13 protein-coding genes are annotated in these 13,668 nt (G+C 60.1%); 5 read left to right on the forward strand and 8 right to left on the reverse strand.

What is annotated here, in order from left to right:
- Nucleotides 1-169: 169 nt before the first annotated feature.
- Nucleotides 170-709, forward strand: coding sequence for a gamma carbonic anhydrase family protein (locus GWQ31_RS20280; RefSeq protein ID WP_275910144.1), 540 nt, complete (start codon nucleotides 170-172; stop codon nucleotides 707-709).
- An 84-nt stretch (nucleotides 710-793) separates the two neighbouring features.
- Here the strand turns inward: GWQ31_RS20280 and polA are convergent, their stop codons facing one another.
- Nucleotides 794-3,550, reverse strand: a complete 2,757-nt coding sequence (polA, locus tag GWQ31_RS20285; protein ID WP_265422787.1) for a DNA polymerase I — start codon at nucleotides 3,548-3,550, stop codon at nucleotides 794-796.
- Between the two features lie 400 nt (nucleotides 3,551-3,950).
- Here polA and elbB point away from each other — a divergent pair, with 400 nt between their 5' ends.
- On the forward strand, nucleotides 3,951-4,601 hold the full coding sequence (elbB, locus tag GWQ31_RS20290; protein WP_005321205.1) for an isoprenoid biosynthesis glyoxalase ElbB: 651 nt from the start codon (nucleotides 3,951-3,953) through the stop codon (nucleotides 4,599-4,601).
- Nucleotides 4,602-4,672: 71 nt separating this feature from the next.
- On the opposite strand, the gene GWQ31_RS20295 is transcribed toward elbB, so the two are convergent.
- The 4 genes from GWQ31_RS20295 to GWQ31_RS20310 all read right to left on the reverse strand — a co-directional run bounded on the left by GWQ31_RS20295 (nucleotide 4,673) and on the right by GWQ31_RS20310 (nucleotide 8,143).
- Entirely contained in the window at nucleotides 4,673-4,882 is a 210-nt protein-coding gene (locus GWQ31_RS20295) for a cell division protein ZapB (protein ID WP_011899225.1), read from the reverse strand.
- 259 nt (nucleotides 4,883-5,141) lie between these two features.
- Nucleotides 5,142-6,422 (reverse strand): hypothetical protein, encoded by a 1,281-nt coding sequence (locus GWQ31_RS20300; RefSeq protein WP_275910145.1) that lies wholly within the window; start codon nucleotides 6,420-6,422, stop codon nucleotides 5,142-5,144.
- 21 nt (nucleotides 6,423-6,443) lie between these two features.
- Nucleotides 6,444-7,223: a serine O-acetyltransferase gene (gene cysE / locus GWQ31_RS20305; RefSeq protein WP_011899226.1), complete on the reverse strand. Its 780-nt coding sequence runs from the start codon at nucleotides 7,221-7,223 to the stop codon at nucleotides 6,444-6,446.
- Between the two features lie 8 nt (nucleotides 7,224-7,231).
- Nucleotides 7,232-8,143 (reverse strand): cation diffusion facilitator family transporter, encoded by a 912-nt coding sequence (locus GWQ31_RS20310; RefSeq protein ID WP_005321213.1) that lies wholly within the window; start codon nucleotides 8,141-8,143, stop codon nucleotides 7,232-7,234.
- Between the two features lie 86 nt (nucleotides 8,144-8,229).
- Between GWQ31_RS20310 and GWQ31_RS20315 the strand changes: the two genes are divergently transcribed.
- The 3 genes from GWQ31_RS20315 to trmL all read left to right on the forward strand — a co-directional run bounded on the left by GWQ31_RS20315 (nucleotide 8,230) and on the right by trmL (nucleotide 10,823).
- Nucleotides 8,230-8,925 (forward strand): response regulator, encoded by a 696-nt coding sequence (locus GWQ31_RS20315; protein ID WP_159165095.1) that lies wholly within the window; start codon nucleotides 8,230-8,232, stop codon nucleotides 8,923-8,925.
- Nucleotides 8,922-10,277, forward strand: coding sequence for an ATP-binding protein (locus tag GWQ31_RS20320; RefSeq protein ID WP_265463176.1), 1,356 nt, complete (start codon nucleotides 8,922-8,924; stop codon nucleotides 10,275-10,277). Before GWQ31_RS20315 ends, GWQ31_RS20320 begins: the two co-directional genes overlap by 4 nt.
- An 81-nt stretch (nucleotides 10,278-10,358) precedes the next feature.
- Nucleotides 10,359-10,823: a tRNA (uridine(34)/cytosine(34)/5-carboxymethylaminomethyluridine(34)-2'-O)-methyltransferase TrmL gene (gene trmL / locus GWQ31_RS20325; protein ID WP_005321220.1), complete on the forward strand. Its 465-nt coding sequence runs from the start codon at nucleotides 10,359-10,361 to the stop codon at nucleotides 10,821-10,823.
- On the opposite strand, the gene GWQ31_RS20330 is transcribed toward trmL, so the two are convergent.
- From GWQ31_RS20330 to GWQ31_RS20340, 3 genes are all read right to left on the reverse strand, one after another.
- Entirely contained in the window at nucleotides 10,805-12,190 is a 1,386-nt protein-coding gene (locus tag GWQ31_RS20330; protein WP_275910158.1) for an MATE family efflux transporter, read from the reverse strand. The two genes, trmL and GWQ31_RS20330, sit on opposite strands and share 19 nt — an antisense overlap.
- Before the next feature lie 22 nt (nucleotides 12,191-12,212).
- The gene (locus GWQ31_RS20335) at nucleotides 12,213-12,839 is read right to left on the reverse strand and encodes an SCO family protein (protein ID WP_005321230.1); all 627 of its coding nucleotides are present in this window, start codon (nucleotides 12,837-12,839) and stop codon (nucleotides 12,213-12,215) included.
- Nucleotides 12,840-13,048: 209 nt separating this feature from the next.
- The gene (locus tag GWQ31_RS20340; RefSeq protein WP_005321232.1) at nucleotides 13,049-13,336 is read right to left on the reverse strand and encodes a hypothetical protein; all 288 of its coding nucleotides are present in this window, start codon (nucleotides 13,334-13,336) and stop codon (nucleotides 13,049-13,051) included.
- Between the last annotated feature and the right edge of the window lie 332 nt (nucleotides 13,337-13,668).

Consider the following 13,668-nt stretch of genomic DNA (forward strand, 5'->3'; position numbering starts at 1 on the left):
TGGAGGCGCATTATAGGGAGTTGAATCTTTCTGGCAACCCCTTATCGGCAATAAAATTGCAAAAATCGGCATCTTTTTAGTTATTCATATCCAACCACAGCTTTTGTACAAACTTATCCACAGAAACGAGTTCCGGATTGCTAGAATGGCCAAAAACAAGGAGGCCAAGATGGACTTGCGACTGAGACCCTACAAGGGAAAACGCCCGCAACTGGGCAAACGGGTATATGTAGACCCCTGCGCGACTCTGGTAGGGGATATAGATCTGGCGGAAGATGCCAGCATCTGGCCCATGGTGGCGGCGCGGGGGGATGTGAACCATATCCGCATCGGTGCCCGCAGCAATATTCAAGATGGCACCGTGTTGCACCTTACCCGCAAGAGTGCCAGCAATCCTGACGGCTATCCGCTGTTGATCGGAGAGGATGTGACGATCGGCCACAAGGCCATGCTGCACGGCTGCACCATAGGCGACCGTGTGCTGGTCGGCATGGGGGCCATCATCCTGGATGGGGTTGTGGTGGAAGATGACGTGATGATCGGGGCCGGCAGTCTGGTGCCACCAGGTAAGCGACTCGAATCCGGATTCCTCTATATGGGTAACCCCGTCAAGCAGGTCCGCCCCCTCAAACCTGCCGAGGTCGTATTTCTCAAGACCTCAGCCGGCAACTATGTCCTGCTCAAGGACGAGTATCTGCAAGAGGCTTGAGCAGACCCCACAAACAGGAAGCCCGGCATGATGCCGGGCTTCTCTTCTTATATAGCTATCTATATAGCAACAGAGTGCCGAGAGTTAATGGGCCTGATCCCAGTTGTCGCCCGTGCCCGCTTCGACTAGCAGCGGCACATGCAGTTCGGCAGCGGCCGACATCTTCTCCTTGATGATGGCAGTGTACTCTTCCAGCTTCTCTTCGCGGATCTCGAACACCAGTTCATCGTGTACCTGCATCAGCATGCGGATCGACTCATCCTCGATGCCGCGGATCCAGCCATCTACATTGATCATGGCGCGCTTGATGATGTCGGCGGCCGTCCCCTGCATGGGGGCGTTGATCGCCGCCCGCTCGGCGCCCTTGCGCAGACCGGCGTTGCGGGACTTGATATCCGGCAGATAGAGACGACGACCGAACAGGGTCTCGACATAGCCCTGTGCTTCCGCCTGCTGGCGGGTACGCTCCATATACTCCAACACACCCGGGTAGCGTTCGAAGTAAAGGTCCATGTACTTCTGCGCCTCGGCGCGACCGATCCCCAGCTGTTTGGCCAGGCCAAAGGCGCTCATGCCATAAATGAGGCCGAAGTTGATCGCCTTGGCGCTGCGACGCATGTCGGTGGTAACCGCATCGAGCGCGACCCCGAACACCTCGGCGGCCGTTGCCTTGTGGATGTCCTTGCCCTCGGCAAAGGCGGTCAACAACCCCTTGTCACCGGAGAGGTGTGCCATGATGCGCAGCTCGATCTGGGAGTAGTCCGCCGCCACCAGCTTGTAACCGGCGCTCGGGATGAAGGCCTGCCGGATCCGGCGACCCTGTTCGTTGCGCACCGGAATGTTTTGCAGGTTGGGATCAGAGGAGGACAAACGGCCGGTGGCCGCCACCGCCTGATGATAGGAGGTGTGTACCCGCCCTGTCTGGGGCTTGATCATCAGCGGCAGCTTGTCGGTATAGGTGGACTTGAGCTTGGCCAGGGTGCGGTGCTCCATCAGCAGGCGCGGGAGCTCGTAGGTCTCGGCCAGTTCGGCCAGCACCTCTTCCGCGGTGGATGGTGCACCTTTTGGGGTCTTCTTGATGATCGGCAGACCCAGCTTGGTGAAGAGGATCTCCCCCAGCTGCTTGGGCGAGGAGAGGTTGAACTCCTGCCCGGCCAGCTCATGGGCCTGACGCTCCAGTTCGGCCAGCCGCAGCTCTATCTCCTGGCTCTGCTGGTGCAGCAGCTTGGGATCTATGGTGGTACCGAGCAATTCCATCCGCGCCAGTACCGGCAGCAGCGGCAGCTCGATTTCGCTGAATACCTGGCACAGGCCAGGCACGGCTTCCAGTTGGCCCCACAGGGTCTGGTGCAGACGCAGGGTGATATCCGCATCTTCCGCCGCATAGGGGGCTGCCTGCTCCAGCTCAATCTGGTTGAAGGTAAGCTGCTTGACCCCTTTGCCAGCGATATCTTCAAAAGAGGTGGTTTCGACCCCGAGATAGCGTTTGGCCAGCGAATCCATGTCATGACGACTGGCGGTAGAGTTGAGCACGTAGGACTCGAGCATGGTGTCGTAGGCGATACCCTGCAGGTCGATGTCGTGGTTGAGCAACACGTTGCGATCGTACTTGAGGTTCTGACCCACCTTGAGACGGGTCGGATCTTCCAGCAACGGCTTGAGCTTGCCCAGCACTACGGCCTCGGTCAGCTGCACCGGCGCCCCGAGATAATCGTGACCGAACGGCACATAGGCCGCCTTGCCCGCTTCGACGGCGAAAGAAACGCCGACGATGCGCGCCTCCATGTAGTCGAGACTGGTGGTTTCGGTATCGAAGGCAAACAGCGGTGCCACTTTCAGCTGTTCCAGCCAGCCGTCAAACTCGGCCTCATCCAGAATGCAGCGGTAGTCGGTTTCGATGGCGGCAACCGGTGGAGCGCTGTCATCGCCAGCCTCTGCCTGTCCGGCACCCTCTTCGCCACCGGACTCAAGCTCCTTGATCAGGTTGCGAAGCTCGTATTCACGGTAGACTGCCAGCAGTGACTCCTTGTCGATGGGGCCAAGCTGCAGCTCTTCCAGACTCTGTTCCAGCTCGACATCGGTCTTGATGGTCGCCAGTACATAGGAAAGGCGAACCTGCTCCTCCTGCTCACGGAACTTGTCGGCGAACGCCTTGGAGCCGCGGAAGCCGAGGGCCGCCACCTTGTCGAGGTTGGCTGCAATCTCGTCTATGCTGCCAATCCCCTGCAGCAGGGCCAGCGCTGTCTTCTCGCCGACACCCGTCATGCCGGGGATGTTGTCCACCTTGTCCCCCATCAGGGCCAGATAGTCGATGATGAGCTCGGGCGGCACGCCAAACTTTTCAATCACCCCTTCCCTGTCTGTCTTCACATCTTTCATGGTGTCGATCAGGGTGACATGGTCGGAGACCAGCTGCGCCATGTCCTTGTCGCCGGTACTGATCAGCACAGGTAACTGCTTCTCGGTGGCCTGGCGGGCAAGCGTGCCGATCACATCGTCCGCCTCGACTCCTTCGACCATCAAAAAGGGGAAGCCCATCGCCTTGATCATCTGATGGATGGGGGCAACCTGGCTGCGCAGATCGTCCGGCATGCTGGCACGGGTCGCCTTGTACTCGGGATAGATGTCGTCACGGAAAGTCTTGCCCTTGGCGTCGAACACCACGGCCACATGGCAGTCAGGGTATTGCTTGCGCAGGCTGCGCATCATGTTGGCCATGACACGGACGGCACCACTCGGCAAACCGGTCGATGTACGCAGATCAGCCTGCTGGGAGGCGAAGAAGGCGCGGTAAAGATAAGAAGAGCCGTCGACCAGAATAAGGGGATTGCTAGGGGCCATGAAATCGTCCTGCCAGAGATAAACAGCCGCTAGGATGCCACAGGGCCCCCTTCACACCAAGGGGGCTAGCGCCACCATCAACAGGCCATTGAAAAGGGGCGCGCTGTGGATAACTCTGTGTTCAAAAATGGGGCTCAGTACGGACCACAGTGACAAAGCTGTGCATAACAATATAAAAGTACATATAAAACAATACGATGAGATCGTAAAAACTGATCTTGAGACGGTTGAGATGATCTCGATCAATGTGGAAAAAGATTTAAGGGAGTAGATACGGCAGGATCGAAAACGAAACAATCCTAGCACAGCGAGATGACTTGACCAGCGGATGGCGAACGATAACCATACAAAAGTACAACAATCTATCCTGGCTCACATTTTCAACAACGAGGGGTTTGCCATGAAAAAAGTGGCCGTGATTTTGAGTGGCTGTGGCGTCTTTGATGGTGCCGAAATCCATGAGGCCGTCATCAGTTTGCTGGCGCTGGCCCGCCAGGGTGCGACTACCCAATGCTTCGCTCCGAACGTGGCGCAGCTCCATGTTATCAACCACCTGACCGGTGACGTGAGCGAGGGGGAAAGCCGCAACGTGCTGGTTGAAGCCGCTCGTATCTGTCGCGGTCAGATCAGAGATGTGGCAGAGCTGGATGCGGCCGATTACGACGCGTTGCTGGTGCCCGGCGGCTTTGGTGCCGCCAAGAACCTGTGCGACTTCGCCATCAAGGGAGCCGAGTGCCAAATTCAGCCAGATGTCCTCAAAGCCTGCCAGAGCTTTGCCAACGCCAACAAGCCGGCGGCATACATCTGCATCGCGCCCGCCATGATACCGCTCATCTATGGCGCAGGCACTCTGGCGACCATAGGTCATGACGAAGGCACCGCCAATGCCATGGAGGCCATGGGGGGCAGCCATCTCAACTGCCCGGTCAACGAGTTCGTGGTGGATCAGGAGCGCAAGGTGATCTCCACCCCCGCCTACATGCTGGCCAACAACATTGTGGAAGCGGCAGATGGCATAGAGAAGACGGTCAAGCAGCTGCTGGCGCTGTAATCCCCACCCCACCAAAAACAAACGGGCCGCTCATGGAGCGGCCCGTTTTCAATCTTGCAGCTGGCTGCCGGTTAGATGGATTCGCCCATCTGCTCCATCTTGCCCAGCAGGGCACGCAGACGCTCCTGCCATGCCACGTGCTCGTTGCGCAGCAGATGGTTCTCGTCTTGCAGCTTGCTGTTTTGCTCTTTCAGTTCGTCCAGCTCCATCTTCAGCAGGGAGATGTTGTCGACGGCGGATTGTACTTTGGATTCGAGTTGCTCAAGGACTTCTAGTGACATATGCATACCTGTATGTTCAATTGCGATGCCCCACAGAGGGCGATTCAAGCGCGTAAAGCCAGCATACCCCGAGCACATCGGCACAAACAAGCCAGCGCGCTGTAAAATGCGCCTTCCATAGATGTATTGTCTAAATATGCGTCTATTTTTCTCGCATCCTGCGCCCTGGCAGATACAAGAGCCTCATAACCAGCAGGCAACACCCTGCCAATCCAGTCACCACGGGCATGTTGCCGGGCACTTCCCCCCAGTTATGCCTTCATCCGTGCAGCGCCACATAAGCCCCCAACAGCAAGCAGGCGACCCCGTACATCAGCAGGCCATAGAGCAGGTTCCAGCGCAGGATCATCCCCGCACTCAGGTTGTAGCGCGATGCCAATGCCAGGTTGGAGCCGGAGAGCGGGCTGGTACCGGTCGCAAGCCCCCACCCCAGCAAAAAGCACATGCCGAGCAGGCTGGGATCCGGTGACAAGGGCCACAGCAGCGGCGCCAGCCCGGAGATGCTGATGAGCGGATGCACACCGACGATGGCCACCAGCAGGATCAACAGCAGCGTCAGGGATGACTCGAGCCAGCCGAAGTGGTTGAAGAGTGGCAGCCCGTGCTCACCGCCGAGCTCGAGCACAGACAGAGCGCTGTTGATGCCGGCTGCCAGCAAACCGGCCCCCAGAAACAGCACCAGCTGGCCACCGATGGCTGGGAAACGCTCCACCACCTGCCGCTTGAGGGCGGCGCCTCGCCCGGCTCTGGGCATGAACAGCAGCGCCAGCAGCGGTGCCACCAGCGCAATCACAGCCAGAATGCCAAGTGCTGGCCAGATCTGTTTGATGAGCAGCACCAGCAGCGCCAAGGCCACCGGCAGCCCCAGGGTCTGCAGTCGCAGCGGATAGCCGGCAAAATCCTGTACACCGAGTCGCTCCACCTGCCAGGCGGTCAGTCCCATGGCCAGCAGAGCCGCAATCACACCAAACGGCATTATGCTGGAGAGCTGCAGACCCGGCGCGTACGTGAGCGCCACCGCCATGGCGACGAAGAAGGGGGACCAGAAAGCCGCCGCACAGAAGATCCGGCTCAGCACCATTACCTGGCGTCGCTCCAGGGTGCCGTTACGTTCCAGCCGATCGCCGATGATGAACAACACGGAGAGGTTGATGACGGATCCCAGCAGATTGAGGCTGGCCATGGTGCTCCACAGCCCCTTGCGACCGGACCAGGAGGCAGTACCGGTCAGCAGGCCGGACGTTGCAAGATTGAGGGTGCTCACGGCGGCAAACATGGTGAGCATATTGATGTTGGGCAACAGCCAGTCGCCCGGGTTGAGACTGGCCCCCCGCCACCCTGAGAAGATCAGCAGCAAGAGGGCTGCCCCATACAGAGCAAGGGCCTGTCGCCTGGCAGCCCCCACCAGCCAGGGCCAGGTGAGGAGCGATGCCCCCCAGGCAGCGATGGCCGCCGGCCAGGGGGAGAATCCCAGATAGAGGTGCAGCAGGTTGAGCAGCCACATCCCCAGGATCAGGTAACCTGACCAGCGCTTGGCCATCGAATCGTCTCGGTCAGGGGATCAGAGACACTGATCCATATCCAGCGAAGGCTTGTCGCACTCCGGGCGGCCCACTATCTTGGCCGGTACGCCGGCGACAGTGGTGTGCGGGGGCACAGGGTTGATCACCACGCTGCCGGCACCTATCTTGGCACCCATCCCCACTTCGATATTGCCGAGCACCTTGGCGCCCGCCCCTATCATGACCCCTTCGCGGATCTTGGGATGGCGATCGCCGCTCTCCTTGCCGGTCCCTCCCAGGGTCACGCTCTGCAGGATGGAGACATCGTCTTCAATCACAGCGGTTTCACCGACCACTATGCCGGTGGCATGGTCAAACATGATGCCCTTGCCGATCCGTGCAGCCGGGTGCACGTCGACCCCGAATACCACCGAAATCTGGTTTTGCAGGTAGAGCGCCAGCGAGCGACGACCCTGGCGCCACAGCCAGTTGGCAACCCTATACCCCTGCAGGGCATGGAAACCCTTGAGGTAGAGCAGCGGGGTGGAGAAGAGATCGACCGCCGGGTCGCGCTCCTGCACGGCGCAGATATCCGCCGCCACCATTGCCAGCAACTCGGGCTCGCTGCGCAGGGCCAGCTCGATCACCTCACGCAGGGCGATGGCGGGCATGGTGGCGCTGTCGAGCTTGTTGGCCAGCTGGAAGCTGAGAGCCGAACGCAGGTTCTTGTGATTGAGAATCGTGGAGTGAAAGAAGCTGGCCAGCATGGGCTCTTCGGTCGCCATGCATGCCGCTTCTCGCTCAATTTTTTGCCAGGTTCTGGCAACCAGATCATCCATGTTGCAGCCTACTGTTGTTCTGATGGAGTGCCTTGCTGTTCCTTGTGCACCACAGAGATGGGGTCCATATGAATGATGACATCCATGCGTTCAAATTCCTGACGCACCGCCAGTTCGGCTTCATCGGCAATCTGATGGGCCTTGACCAGAGGGAGCTGATCGTCCAGTTCCAGATGCAACTGAACGAAACGGGTCGGACCGGATTGGCGGGTACGCAGATCATGCACCCCGTGGACACCTTCGACTTCACAGCAGAGGGCCATTATTCTCGCTTGTTCTTCGGCTGGCAACTGACGATCGAGCAGCGCCTGCACAGACTCATAGCCGATATGGATGGCGCCCCACAGCAGGAACAGACCGATCAGGATGGCAAACAGGCCATCGGCCCAGAACCAGCCCCGCCCCGCCAGCACCAGCGCCAGCAAGACGCCGGCATTGAGCAGCAGATCGGAGCGGTAGTGCATCATGTCGGCCTTGATGGCCACGCTGTTGGTCTTGCGGATGACAAAACCCTGGAAGCTGACCAGCAGCAAGGTCAGCACTATGGAGCCGCCGCTGACCCAGATACCCGCTTCAAGTCGCAGAATGGGGGCCTGATTGAGCAGGGAGGAGATGCCGTGCATCACCAGCAGCAGGGCCGACCCAGATATGAAAGCGGACTGAATGAGACCCGCCAGCGATTCCGCCTTGCCGTGGCCGAAGCGGTGCTCATCATCGGCCGGGGCCAGCGCATAGCGAATGGCCAGCAGGTTGATGATAGAGGCACTGACATCCATGAAGGAGTCGGTGAGCGACGCCAGCAGACTTGAGGAGTCGGTCATGAGCCAGGCGATCAGCTTGCCGGTGATCAGCAGGGTGGCGGTGGTAACGGCGGCCATGCTGGCCAGCGTCACCCAGCGGGAATATTGTTGATGGCTCAAAACCGGCTTTCCTCTTGCGGTTAAAAATCTATTATACCCTGACCCCTGCGTCACTTTGGCGCGAAAAATCAGCGGAATGACCCTAGATGCACAAAATACTCCTGGTCGACGACGATCTCGAGCTGACTCAGCTGCTCACCGAAATTCTGACCCTGGAAGGCTTCCAGGTGACTGTCGCCGAGGATGGCGAAGAGGGGTTGCTGCGGCTGGCCGAGCAGGACTTCAACCTGGTGCTGCTGGACGTGATGATGCCCAGGCTCAACGGCTTCGCCATGCTGGCAAAGCTGCGTGAGACCCACGACACCCCGGTGCTGATGCTGACTGCGCGGGGCGACAGCCAGGACAGGGTCAACGGGCTGGAGGCCGGCGCCGATGATTACCTTGCCAAACCCTTTGATGACAGAGAATTGCTGGCCCGGATCCGCGCCATACTGCGCCGGACCCAGAGTGCGCAACCCCAACGTGGCGGCACTTCCGAAGAGATCCGCTTCATGGATCTGGTGCTGCAACCGGGCTTGCAGCAAGCCAGTAGCGGCGAACAGCTGCTGGAGCTCACCGCCACCGAATTCGGGTTGCTGGAGTGTCTGCTGCGCAATCCCGGCCAGATCGTCAGCAAGAGCCAGCTCTCGGAGCTGGTGCTCGGCAAGAAGCTGGAACCCTTCGATCGCGCCATCGACATGCACCTGAGCAACCTGCGCAAGAAACTGCCGGAACGCGCCGATGGCCAGCCGCGGTTCAAAACCGTGCGGGGACGCGGCTACCTCTGGCTGGAACAGGCATGAAAACGGCTCGCTCCCTCAATGGCCTCTCCACCCAGATTTTCCTCTGGTTCTGGTTCATGCTGCTGGTAGTGGTCGCCGCTGTCGTGATACTGCCGACCCTGGATCCCCGCAACATAATCCCGTTACCCGCCCACGAGATGGTGCGGATGAACAACAACCTGAAAGCCCTGCAGCGGGGTGCCGACCCCAATCAGGATTTCGATCTGGCCAAGGCCATAGAGGCTGCTGGTCTGTTGCCGGTGGACAATATCTACCTGCGCGACGAGAAGGGCCAGATGCAATCCAGCACGCGGCTCAGCAAGTTCGTCGTCCGCTTCATGGTCGACTCGGACAACCCGGCCAAACCCATGCTGGGCAGCGAGCACCAGAGAGCCATCGCAGGTCCCTTCGAGATGGAGCACCACGGTCAGACCTATCACGTCTACTTCGGCCTCAATGTCGAAAACTCCTATCTGTTCCTGTTTATCCAGATCCTGGATCACCCGATCCAGATCCTGGGGATCGCCATGCTGGTCAGCACACCACTCTGCCTGTTGCTGGCCTGGCGACTAACTCGCCCCATACTGCAGTTGCAGCGATCAGTCTCCCAGTTGGCGGAGGGCAACCTGGAAGTACAGATCCCCAATCTGGGGCGGCGTGACGAGATCGGCCAGCTGGCGGATCACGTCAGCCACATGGTCGACACGCTCAAGAGCATGATCCAGAAGCAGAAACAGCTGCTGTCCGATATATCCCACGAGCTGCGCAGCCCCCTCACCCGTATCCAGCTGGCGCAGGCGCTGATCCGCCGCAAGCAGGGCGACAGCAACGAGCTGGCACGGATAGAGTCGGAGATTGGACGGCTGGACAAGCTGATCGGTGACCTGCTCGACCTGTCACGGGTACAGCAGCATGTGGAGGCACCTGTGGTGATGCCGTTGGCCGAACTGCTGGAGCCCATGCTGGACGACGCCATGTTCGAGGCCAACCAGAACGGCAAGCAACTCCGGCTGCCGCCACTGCCGACCGAGTCGATCAGGATGTGGCCCGAGCTGCTGGCACGGGCGCTGGAAAATCCCCTGCGCAACGCACTCAAGTACGCTCACAAGTTCATCAAACTGGATTGGTATCGGGAAGGAAGAGAGTGGGTCATTACCATTCGTGATGACGGCCCGGGTGTGCCGGTGGCGCAACAGGAGCAGCTGTTCCTGCCCTTCTTTCGGGTGGATGATGCCCGTAACGCCAAGACCGGCGGCACCGGGCTGGGGCTGGCCATCGCCTCGGAGGCAATCCAGCGCCATGGCGGCACCATTCGCGCCAGTTGCAATCAGCCCACCGGGCTGACTATCACCATACGTCTGCCTATTGGCTGAGCCATCTCTTTTCATCCAGGTGGGCGCTGGGTATGCTGGCGCCCTTTTCAGCCCCATCTCAGCCCGCATCAGGATCCCGCCATGCTCGATATCGTGCTCTACCAACCGGAAATCCCGCCCAACACAGGCAACATCATCCGCCTCTGCGCCAACACCGGCTACCGGCTGCATCTGATAGAACCGCTGGGGTTCGAGTGGGATGACAAGCGGGTGAAGCGGGCCGGGCTCGATTATCACGAGTTTGCCGAGGTGAAACGCTGGCCGAGCTATGAGGCATTTCTGGCTGCCGTTGCTCCCGAGCGGGTATTTGCCTGCACCACCAAGGGCAGCACCGCCCATTCTGCAGCGCAGTTCGCGCCCGGTGATGCCCTGCTGTTCGGCCCGGAGAGCCGAGGTCTGCCACTGGAGATCATAGAGAGCCTGCCGTTCGAACAGCGGCTGCGCATCCCCATGTTGCCCCAGAGCCGCAGCATGAATCTCTCCAATGCGGTGGCGGTATTCGTGTACGAGAGCTGGCGCCAGCTGGGTTATGAGGGCTCGCTCTGAGCCTGACTCACCCCATGGGGTGAATGCAACAGGCGGCCATCACGTTCCAGTTGCCAGCACAGATACCCCAGCGTCAGACCTCGGCCCGCCATCAGGGCGCCCATGGCGGCCCACAAGGCGGCAACGCCCCAGCCCTGACAGAGCCACCAGACCGGGAAGAAGCCGCAAAACGCCGCTACCAGCATGCTGTTACGCATCTCCCGGGCACGGGTAGCGCCAATGAAGACCCCATCCAGCAGGAAGCACCAGACCGCCAGTAACGGCATCAGGATCAGCCAGGGCAACTGGCGGTTTGCCTCGGCGATCACCGCCGGTATGTCGGTAATATGGGCGATGAGCTGACTGCCACCCGCCGCAAACAGCAGGCTGAAACCAATCGCTATGATCAGCGCCCAGCCAAGGTTCAAGACGATGGCTTCGCGCAGCCCCTGCCGATCACGCCGGCCGATGGCCCGGCCCACCATGGCCTCCACCGCATAGGCAAAGCCATCCATCCCGTAGGAGATGAGCATCAGAAAGTTGAGCAGCACCGCATTGGCGGCCACTGCCACATCCCCCAAACGCGCGCCCTGCAAGGTCATGAAGGCAAAGCAGAGCTGCAGGCAGAGGGAACGGATGAAAATATCCCGATTCAGGCTGAGCAATCTCAACAGCGCGGGCCACTGACGCCAGCGTTGCCAGGCCCCCTGCCACACCTCGGGCGAGAGGCGGCGCAGATGGCGGCTCACCAGCCAGAGCCCGACCCCCAGCGCACTGTAGTCCGCCAGCAGAGAGGCGGCGGCCACGCCTTTCACCTGCCAGCCCAGCCCCAGTACGAACAAGGTATCCAGCGCCATGTTGATCAGGTTGGTGAAGATCAGCAACAGCATGGGGCTGCGGGCATCCTGCATGCCCAGCAACCAGCCCATGATCACCAGATTGCAGAGCGCCGCAGGCGCACTCCAGATACGTACCGACACATACTCGCTGGCATAAATCTGCACCTCGGCTGACCCGCCACTGAGTGCAATCAGCCCGGGCAGCAGGGGCAGCAGCAAGAGCAAGAGCAGCACGCCCAGCCCGACGGCGAGACCGAGCGCCCGCGCCAGGGTGTCGAGCTGGCCACCTGGACTACCGGCGCCATGAGCCTGGGCGGTCAGCCCTGTGGTGGACATGCGCAGGAAGCCGAGCAGCCAGAAGATGAGATTGATGAGGGTCGCCCCGACCGAGACGCCTCCCAAAAACCAGGCCTGACCGAGCTGGCCTATCACCCAGGTATCCACCAGCCCCAGCAATGGGGTTGTGATATTGGAGAGCACCATGGGCAGTGCCAAAGCAAACACGGCCCCATGGCGCCGCCTGTCTGTCAACCAGGACGGGATCAGCATGAAAGCAGCCACTCATCCGGCATCATTCGCCCTCCAGTCGCACAATTTTGGCGAAATCGGAGACCAGGGTTTCCATGACCACGTGGGGTACTCTCCCCTCGCTCATCTGGGGGCGGAACACGGCTTCCAGCTTGCCTTCCGGATTGATCAGCACTATGGAGGCGGAGTGGTCGATCAGGTAATCCTTCTCTCCCTGTTCGGCAATGGAGTAGATGAGGCCCAGGTTGCGCACAAACGGGAACAACTTCTCGTGGGGGCCGGTTGCCGCCTTGAACTCGGGATGGAAGAAAGCGGTATAGGTCTTGAGGCGAGTGATGTCATCGCGCTGCGGATCCGCCGAAATGAACACTACCTGGCTGTCCGGTGCAATCTTCTTCAGCGCCGGATAGACGGAGCGCAGATCCGCCAGCGTGGTCGGGCAGATATCCGGGCAGAAGGTATAGCCGACAAACAGAAAGGTCCAGTGCCCCACCAGACTGGCTGGAACGAAGGGCTGCCCCTCCTCGTCGGTGAAGGCAAACGGATTGATGTCCCGCCCCGCCGGGTAATAGTCGGCCTGCTCGGGCAGGGAGGGCCGGCTCCAGTGGAATGCAGCCATCATGCCCCCGACCAGCAGCAGGAACAGCAAGGGATAACGCGGTTTAACCATAACAACAGACCTTTTCACTGCGACATGCCCGCAGAGTGGGCACGAATGGATGGCCCATTGTAACCCAGCCCATCGCGCTCCGGGTTATCCCTTGCACCGGATGCCGCTTTGGTCAAAAGAGGCTCCCATCACCACTGGTCAGCCGGGCTGGGCCATAAAACAACAGCCCCACCATCAAGGTGGGGCTGTGAGACAAGGGCCAGGAAACATCAGGGTTGTTGTCTGCGCCGCTCATGGGCGCGCTTTGTCAAGGCTCGCAGCGGTATGACGGGAGCCGTCCAGGGAAGATCCGTTTGTCCCGTGTCGCTATGACGGTGAAACAGACGCACCAGGCGGACTATCTTGTCTTTGGGGCAGCCAAGCCAGACAGTCCAGCAGGCACCCTTGTGATGTACCCAGAGAGCATAGAAGCGGGTCATCCGGTTACCCTTGATGAAACGGGTGATGGAAGAAGCGGGCGATGCCAGACCCGGATCCCATGGCGAGCTTGAAGCCATACCTGTCCTCCTTGACCAACAGGTCACGCCGGTCAGCATCGACAGCCCCCTTGGGTGGCCAGATCGATGACTGCCGCGTGTCGACTGCGCAGGTGTGCCTTTATCCTCCAGACGGCAGATGCCGCCGGTGCAATGCTGGCCACCCTCCCTTCTATCCCGCGAACGCCTCCATCAACTGGGCTGGTAGCGCCCTTGCTGTCCGGCGCTCCGCCTGAGGCTGTTATTATGCATCCCTGCTGACCTTGATTCCTGCCACCTGCCAAGTGGGAGAGGATCGTCTTGTCGAGCATTCGGGGCAGATCAAGCAAGTGACTGCCTTAGCCAAGGATATA

Source organism: Aeromonas sp. 2MA4 (genome assembly GCF_029237305.1).
GTDB classification, from domain to species: Bacteria; Pseudomonadota; Gammaproteobacteria; order Enterobacterales; family Aeromonadaceae; genus Aeromonas; species Aeromonas salmonicida.

What these genes read in the sequence shown, in the direction of transcription:
- GWQ31_RS20340 (WP_005321232.1), bottom strand. Translation starts at nt 13,336, where the DNA reads ATGGCTTCAAGCTCGCCATGGGATCCGGGTCTGGCATCGCCCGCTTCT.
- trmL (WP_005321220.1), top strand. Translation starts at nt 10,359, where the DNA reads ATGCTCGATATCGTGCTCTACCAACCGGAAATCCCGCCCAACACAGGC.
- elbB (WP_005321205.1), top strand. Translation starts at nt 3,951, where the DNA reads ATGAAAAAAGTGGCCGTGATTTTGAGTGGCTGTGGCGTCTTTGATGGT.
- polA (WP_265422787.1), bottom strand. Translation starts at nt 3,550, where the DNA reads ATGGCCCCTAGCAATCCCCTTATTCTGGTCGACGGCTCTTCTTATCTT.
- GWQ31_RS20280 (WP_275910144.1), top strand. Translation starts at nt 170, where the DNA reads ATGGACTTGCGACTGAGACCCTACAAGGGAAAACGCCCGCAACTGGGC.
- GWQ31_RS20295 (WP_011899225.1), bottom strand. Translation starts at nt 4,882, where the DNA reads ATGTCACTAGAAGTCCTTGAGCAACTCGAATCCAAAGTACAATCCGCC.
- GWQ31_RS20300 (WP_275910145.1), bottom strand. Translation starts at nt 6,422, where the DNA reads ATGGCCAAGCGCTGGTCAGGTTACCTGATCCTGGGGATGTGGCTGCTC.
- GWQ31_RS20335 (WP_005321230.1), bottom strand. Translation starts at nt 12,839, where the DNA reads ATGGTTAAACCGCGTTATCCCTTGCTGTTCCTGCTGCTGGTCGGGGGC.
- GWQ31_RS20320 (WP_265463176.1), top strand. Translation starts at nt 8,922, where the DNA reads ATGAAAACGGCTCGCTCCCTCAATGGCCTCTCCACCCAGATTTTCCTC.
- GWQ31_RS20315 (WP_159165095.1), top strand. Translation starts at nt 8,230, where the DNA reads ATGCACAAAATACTCCTGGTCGACGACGATCTCGAGCTGACTCAGCTG.
- GWQ31_RS20330 (WP_275910158.1), bottom strand. Translation starts at nt 12,190, where the DNA reads ATGCTGATCCCGTCCTGGTTGACAGACAGGCGGCGCCATGGGGCCGTG.
- cysE (WP_011899226.1), bottom strand. Translation starts at nt 7,223, where the DNA reads ATGGATGATCTGGTTGCCAGAACCTGGCAAAAAATTGAGCGAGAAGCG.